This is a genomic window from Streptomyces xantholiticus (genome assembly GCF_014651015.1).
GTDB lineage: Bacteria > Actinomycetota > Actinomycetes > Streptomycetales > Streptomycetaceae > Streptomyces > Streptomyces xantholiticus.
Genome location: NZ_BMWB01000057.1, coordinates 1 through 7,083 on the forward strand (window position 1 = coordinate 1; position 7,083 = coordinate 7,083).

A 7,083-nucleotide genomic window follows, 5' to 3' on the forward strand; every position below is an offset into this window, starting at 1 on the left:
ACGTCCCGGCGGGGCGCGGTGACGTGGCGGGCCTGGGTCTGGCGGCCGCCGGGCATCCGCTGCTGGGTGCGGTGGTGTCGCTGCCGGACGGACGCGGCACCCTGTGGACCGGGCGGTTGTCCCTGGCGGAGCAGCCGTGGCTCGCCGACCACACGCTGCACGGCTCCGTGGTGGTACCCGGAGCCGTCCTGGTCGAACTCGCCCTCCAAGCCGGCCATCAGATGCGCTGCCGGCATCTCGGGGAGCTGACCTATCACCGGCCCCTGCTGCTGTCGTCCGAAGGTGTCTCCCTCCAGCTCCTGGTGGCGGAGGCGGACGACGACGGCAGGAGCACGGTGGAAGTCTTCGCACGGCCCGGCGACGCGGCCAACGATACGGAATGGACCCTGCACGCGTCCGGCGAGCTGATTCGGACCGCCGGTACGGCGAAGCACGAAGGCGCCCTCGGCGACGTACGCCCCGGCCCCTGGCCGCCCGCCGGCGCCACCGCCCAGCCGGTGGACGAGGTGTACGAGCGGACGGCACGGTCAGGCGTGGGCCTCGGCCCGGTCTTCCAGGGGCTGCGGGCCGTCTGGCGTCGCGGCGACGAGACGTATGCCGAGGTCGCGCTGCCCGAGCCGATGAGCGAATCGGCCGCGGCCTACAACATGCATCCGGCGCTGCTGGACGCGGTGGCGCGGGTCGCCGCCGAGGGCGGGGCTGCCGAGGCCGAGCTGGCCTCCGCCTGGTCGGGAGTCGAATCCTTCGCCGTGGGTGGGTCGTCCGTACGCGTGAGTGTCGTGCCGTCGGCCGACGGCGAGGTGTCGATAGCCGTTGCCGACGACACCGGTGCGCCGGTCCTGTCGGTCGCGAGGCTGGCCACCCGCCAGGTCATGCAGAAGGAACTGCGTTCCGCGGACAGGGCGTTGCGGGACGCGCTCTTCGACGTGGAGTGGACCCGGGTTCAGGGTTCCTGCGCGCCGCCGACGGGCTGGAGCGAGTGGGGCTCTCCGGAAGAGGGCCCGGCCGTTCCCGAGCTGCTCGTCCTGCCCCACAGCGGGGAGGCGGATCCCACGGCGGCAACGGCACGCGCCCTGACCGTCCTGCGTGACTTCCTGTCGGACGAGCGGTTCGTCGATACGCGTCTGGTGGTGCTGACGCGCGGTGCTGTGGGCACGCGCCCCAAGGAGGGCATAGCGGATCTGGCGGCGGCCCCGGTCTGGGGCCTGGTGCGCTCCGCGCAGGCGGAGCACCCCGACCGGCTGGTGCTGGTGGACGTCGAGCCGGGCCTGGACGCGGTCGCCGAGGCAGCCGCCCTGCGCATCGCGCTCGGCACGGCAGAGCCGCAGGTCGCCGTACGCGGCGGCAAGGCCCTGCTGCCGCGTTTGGTGCGCACCAAGGGGCCGTCGGAACTGCGCGATGAGCGGCCGGGTTTCGGCCCGCAGGGAACGGTCCTTGTGACCGGCGGCACGGGTGGTCTCGGCGCGCTGGTGGCCCGGCACCTGGTATCGGCGTACGGCGTACGCGAGCTGTTGCTGGTCTCCCGGCGCGGCTCGGCCGCCGAGGGTGTGGACGAACTCATCGCCGGTCTTGAAGAGTCGGGTGCCCGCGTCCGCGTCGAGGCGTGCGACGTGAGCGATCGCGCCGCACTCGCCGCGCTGCTCGCGGCCCTCCCCGAGGACCGGCCCCTCACCGGCGTCGTCCACTGCGCGGGTGTCATCGACGACGGCGTGATCGAGTCGCTCGACGAGGAGCGCCTGGCCCGGGTGTTCCGGCCGAAGGTGGACGCGGCGCTGCACCTGCACGAGCTGACGGCGGACCTCGGCCTCAGCGCGTTCGTGCTGTTCTCCTCCGTGGCCGGTGTGTTCGGCGCGGCGGGCCGGGCCAACTACGCCGCCGCGAACACCTTCCTGGACGCTCTCGCGTACGAGCGCCGCGCGCAGGGTCTCACTGCCGTGTCCGCCGCTTGGGGACTGTGGGAGGAGGACCGCGGCATGGGCGGCCACGTGACCGGGGCCGACCTGGCCCGGATCCGGCGGGAGGGTGCTGTCGCGATGTCCGCGGAGGAGGGGCTCGCGCTGTTCGACGCGGTCCTCGCCCACGACCGGGAGCTGTGCGTCCCGGCCCGCCTGGACCTGGCCTCCATCGCCGGGGCCGGCTCCCCGCCGCCGCCCGTGCTTCGGCAGCTCGTACCACCCGCGCGCAGGCACCTCGACGCGCAGGGCGCCTTCCGGCAGGACGACGCTCCGGTGAACACCGCCGAGAAGCTTGCCGGAAACCTGGCCGGGCTGACGGAAGCCGAGCAGATGCGTACCCTGCTCGGCCTCGTGCGCGGCCATGTCGCCACTGTCCTCGGGCACGCCGACCTCGAGGCGGTCTCCCCCGACCGGGGCTTCCTGGACTCCGGTTTCAGCTCGGTGGCCGTGGTCGAACTACGCAACCGCCTCAGCAGGTCCACCGGCCTGCGCTTCTCCGCGGTCACGCTGTTCGACCACCCCACGCCCCGGGCCGTCGCGCGGCATCTCCGGGAAAGGCTGGCCCCCGACTCCGTCACCGGAAACGGCCCGGCGGTCACCGGCGCGGAACTCGGCAGGACCGACGCCGCGGACTTCCGTGCCGCCCTGTCGGCCGTTCCGCTCGCCCGCCTCAAGGAGGTCGGCGTCCTGGACGCCCTGCTGCGGCTCACCGGATTCGACGGTGAACCCGACGGGCGGGCCGGCGCCGCCGACCCCACGGCCGTGACACCCATGACGCCGGAGTCCATCGACGCCATGGACCTGGACAGCCTCGTCGACATGGCGATCAACACCGACCTCTGAACAACCTTCGGGAGTTTGCTGATGGACACCACCGACGATCGCGTCGTACAGGCGCTGCGCGCGTCGATCAAGGAAACCGAGCGGCTGAAGCAGCAGCACCAGCAGCTCGTGGAGTCACTGAACGAGCCGATCGCCATCATCGGCATGGCCTGCCGCTTCCCCGGCGGGGTTGTCTCGCCGGAGGACCTGTGGCAGCTCGTGGTCGACGGCGGCGACGCGATCGGCCCCTTTCCCGACGACCGTGGCTGGGACCTCGAAGCGCTCTACGACCCCGAGCAGCGCCGCAAAGGCACCCTCTACGTGCGAGAGGGCGGCTTCGTCGAGGGCGCCGCCGACTTCGACGCGGCGTTCTTCGGTGTGAGCCCGCGCGAGGCCACCGCCATGGACCCGCAGCAGCGGCTGCTCCTGGAGACGGGTTGGGAGTCCTTCGAGCGGGCCGGCATCGACCCGACCGGCCTGCGCGGCTCGGACGTCGGTGTGTTCTCCGGCACCAACATCCAGGACTACCAGTCGCTGCTGCTGACCTCTCCGGGCGCCTTCGAAGGACACGTGGGCACGGGCAACGCCGCCGCTGTGCTCTCCGGCCGCCTCGCCTACACCTTCGGCTTCGAAGGGCCCGCGGTCACCGTCGACACGGCGTGCTCGTCCTCGCTGGTCGCCCTGCACCTGGCCGCGCAGGCTCTGCGGCAGCGGGAGTGCTCCCTGGCCTTGGCGGGCGGCGTGACGCTGATGTCCACCCCGATGGGCTTCGTCGAGTACAGCGGGCAGCGAGTGCTCGCCAGGGACGGGCGCTGCAAGTCGTTCGCCGGGTCCGCCGACGGCACCGGGTTCTCCGAGGGCGTCGGCATGTTCCTGCTGGAGCGGCTCTCGGACGCCCGGCGCAACGGCCGTCGCATCCAGGGCCTGATCCGTGGCTCCGCCGTCAACCAGGACGGAGCGAGCAGCAACCTGACCGCTCCCAACGGTCGTGCCCAGCAACGCGTCATCCTTCAGGCCCTGGCGAACGCTCAAGTCTCCTCGGACCAGGTCGACGTCCTGGAGGCACACGGCACCGGTACCGAACTCGGCGACCCCATAGAGGCGGAGGCCCTGCTCGCCACCTACGGCAAGGACCGCACGCCGGAACGCCCGCTGTGGCTCGGCTCCGTGAAGTCGAACATCGGGCACACTCAGGCCGCCGCCGGACTTGCCGGAGTGATCAAAATGGTCCTGGCCATGCAGCACGGCCTGGTGCCCAGGACAGTGCATGTCGACGAGCCGTCGCCGCACGTCGACTGGGAGTCCGGCACGGTCCGCCTGGCGACCGAGCCCGTGGCCTGGCCGGAGAACGGGCGGCCGCGTCGCGCCGGGGTGTCGTCCTTCGGCATCAGCGGCACCAACGCGCACGTCATCGTCGAACAGGCCCCGCCGGACCCGGCTGCCATCGAGCCGGCGGCGCGGACCGCCGAGCCCGACGGCCCATTCGCGTGGACGGTCTCCGGGCGCAGCGACCAGGCGTTGCGCGCCCAGGCGGAACGGCTCGCCGCCCACCTGCGCGATCGGCCGCAGCTGTCCGCGGCGGACGTGGCCGTGTCGACCGCGGGCCGCACCGCCTTCGAGCACCGCGCGGTCGTGGTCGGCGGCGACCTCGCCGACCTGGAGGCCGGACTCGCGGCGCTGGCCGCCGGGCGTGAGGACGCGCGCCTGGTCAAGGGCGTGACCATCCCGTCGGGGCAGACAGTGTTCGTCTTCCCCGGACAGGGCTCGCATTGGCCGGAGATGGCCGGGCGGCTCCTGGAGTCTTCGGCGGTGTTCCGCGAAAGCATCGACGAGTGCGCCGAGGCGCTCTCCGCGTACGTGGACTGGTCGTTGACGGACGTCCTGCGTCAGGAGCCGGGGGCGCCCTCGCTGGACCGCCTGGACGTGGTGCAGCCGGTGCTGTTCTCCATGATGGTGGCGCTCGCCGAGGTGTGGCGCGCGCACGGTGTCGAACCCGACGCCGTCATCGGACACTCACAGGGCGAGATCGCCGCCGCGTGCGTCGCGGGCGCGCTGTCCCTGCAGGACGCGGCCCGCATCGTCACCCTGCGCAGCGTCCTGCTGAACCGGCTGACCGGCAAGGGCGCCATGGCGTCGTTCCTGCTCTCCGCCGACGAGGTGGCGCGGCGCATCGAGCCGTACGGCGACCGGCTGTCGATCGCCGCTGTGAACGGCCCCACCTCCGTCGTGGTGTCCGGCGAGCCGGAGGCAGTCGGCGAACTGGTGGCGACGTGCCTGGCCGAGCGGGTGCGGGCCCGGAAGGTGCCCGGCGCGACAGCCGCCGGTCACTCCGCGCAGGTCGACGCGCTGCGCGGAGAGTTCATCGAGGGCATCGCCTCCGTCTGCCCGCGTCGTGCGATTGTGCCCTTCTACTCGACGGTTGCCGGGGAAGTGGTCGACACGGCCACCCTCGATGCCACGTACTGGTACCGCAACCTGCGCGAGCCGGTCCTCCTGGAAGGGACCGTACGCCGCCTCCTGGCGGACGAGCACCGGTACTTCATCGAGATCAGCCCGCACCCCGTGCTGACCGTGGGGCTCCAGGAGACTTTCGAGCAGGCGGGCACGGCGGCCACGGCCGTCGGCACCCTGCGCCGCGACGAGGGCGTGGAGGCCCGCTTCCTCACCTCGGCCGCCGAGGCGTACGTACGGGGACTGCCGCTGGACCTGGGCCGCCTGCCGCAGCTGTCGGGTGCCCGCCGTGCCGACCTGCCGACCTACGCCTTCCAGCGCAGGAGGTTCTGGCCGGACGAGCGGATCGCGGCAGCCGCCGCAGTGCCCCTGCGGGACGGCGCGATGGCCACCGCGGACGCCACGCGCGCCGGACACGACGACCCGTCCGCGGTGAACGACCCCGGACAGGTGCTGCGCCGCCTGGCCGAACTGCCCCACGAGGAGCACGACGCGTTCCTCGTGGATCTGGTGTGCGAGCAGGCCGCCGCGGTCCTCGGCCACGGCTCGGCAGCGGAGATGGAGCCGGCGCGGCCCTTCCAGGAGCTGGGATTCGACTCGCTGACCGCGGTCGAACTGCGCAACCGCCTCGGCGCCGCACTCGACCTCGCTCTGCCCGTCACCCTGGTCTTCGACCATCCCACGCCGCGGGACCTGGCCGACCACCTCGCGTCACAGGTCGAGGGAACGCTGCCGGGCCCGGGCTCCGCCACTCGTTCCGAGGCGATCGGCCACCTCGAGAAGTTGGAGGCCGTGCTCGCCGAACTGGGTGCCGACCCCGGCGAGAACAAGGAGATCGGCCTGCGGCTGCAGCGCATCCTCACCGAGTGGACGCAGGCCCGTGAGGCAGCGAATGACGCGGTCGGGGAAGCCGAGGTGAGCAGCGAACTGCAAGGGGCCTCGGACGAGGAGATGTTCGACCTCATCGGCAAGAAGTTCGGGATCTCGTAGATCGGTCATCGCACCGCAGTCCGACGAATCAGGTGTGAAGGGTGTGAAGGGGCCGGCATGGCTGACGAAGACAAGCTCCGCTACTACTTGAAGCGGATGGCCGCCGAACTTGAGGCGACGCAGGAACAGTTGCGCGAGGCGACGGCCATGCGCAGCGAACCCGTCGCGATCGTGGGCATGGCCTGCCGCTACCCCGGAGGCGCCGACACCCCGGAGCGGCTCTGGGAACTCCTGGCGGCGGGCGAGGACGCGGTCGGGAAGTTTCCCGACGACCGCGGATGGAACGCCGGTCCCACCGACGGTCCGTATGCCGCGGAGGGGGGGTTCCTGTACGACGCGGCGGAGTTCGATGCGGGTTTCTTCGGGATCTCGCCGCGTGAGGCGCTGGCGATGGACCCGCAGCAGCGGCTGTTGCTGGAGGTGTCCTGGGAGGCGATCGAGCGGTCGGGCATCGACCCGAAGTCTCTGAAGGGCACCCAGACCGGGGCGTTCCTGAGCACCAGCTATCAGGAGTACCTGGCCCGGCTGCAGCAGACCGGGGCGGCCGTCGACGCGTTCAAGCTGTCCGGGAACTGCGTGAGCGTGGCATCCGGCCGGGTCTCGTACGTCCTCGGGCTGTCGGGCCCCGCGGTGACGCTGGACACGGCGTGTTCGTCGGCTCTGGTCGCAGTACATCTGGCGGCGGACTCGCTGAGGCGCGGCGAGAGCACCTTGGCTCTCGCGGGCGCCGCCACGGTCATGGCCACCGAGGGCATGTTCGTGGAGTTCGATCGGCAGGGTGGTCTGTCGGCGGATGGGCGGTGCAAGGCGTTCGGTGCGGGGGCGGACGGTACGGGCTGGTCCGAGGGTGTGGGTGTGCTGGTCC

The 7,083-nt window shown here is 72.1% G+C and carries 3 protein-coding genes; all 3 read left to right on the forward strand.

The features are described from left to right. The coding region (locus IE198_RS34535) for a type I polyketide synthase (RefSeq protein WP_189894002.1) at positions 1–2,798 on the forward strand (2,798 nt) is incomplete at its 5' end. Positions 2,799–2,819: 21 nt separating this feature from the next. Next, positions 2,820–6,218 carry a type I polyketide synthase gene (locus IE198_RS34540; protein WP_189894004.1) on the forward strand — a complete coding sequence of 1,133 codons (3,399 nt, stop codon included), beginning with the start codon at positions 2,820–2,822 and terminating at the stop codon, positions 6,216–6,218. Between the two features lie 57 nt (positions 6,219–6,275). Next, positions 6,276–7,083, forward strand: an 808-nt coding sequence (locus IE198_RS34545) for a beta-ketoacyl synthase N-terminal-like domain-containing protein (protein ID WP_189894006.1), incomplete at its 3' end; no start/stop codon positions are given.

Bases quoted from the DNA above. Each gene is read 5' to 3' on its own strand.
- IE198_RS34540 (WP_189894004.1), top strand. From the start codon at position 2,820: ATGGACACCACCGACGATCGCGTCGTACAGGCGCTGCGCGCGTCGATC.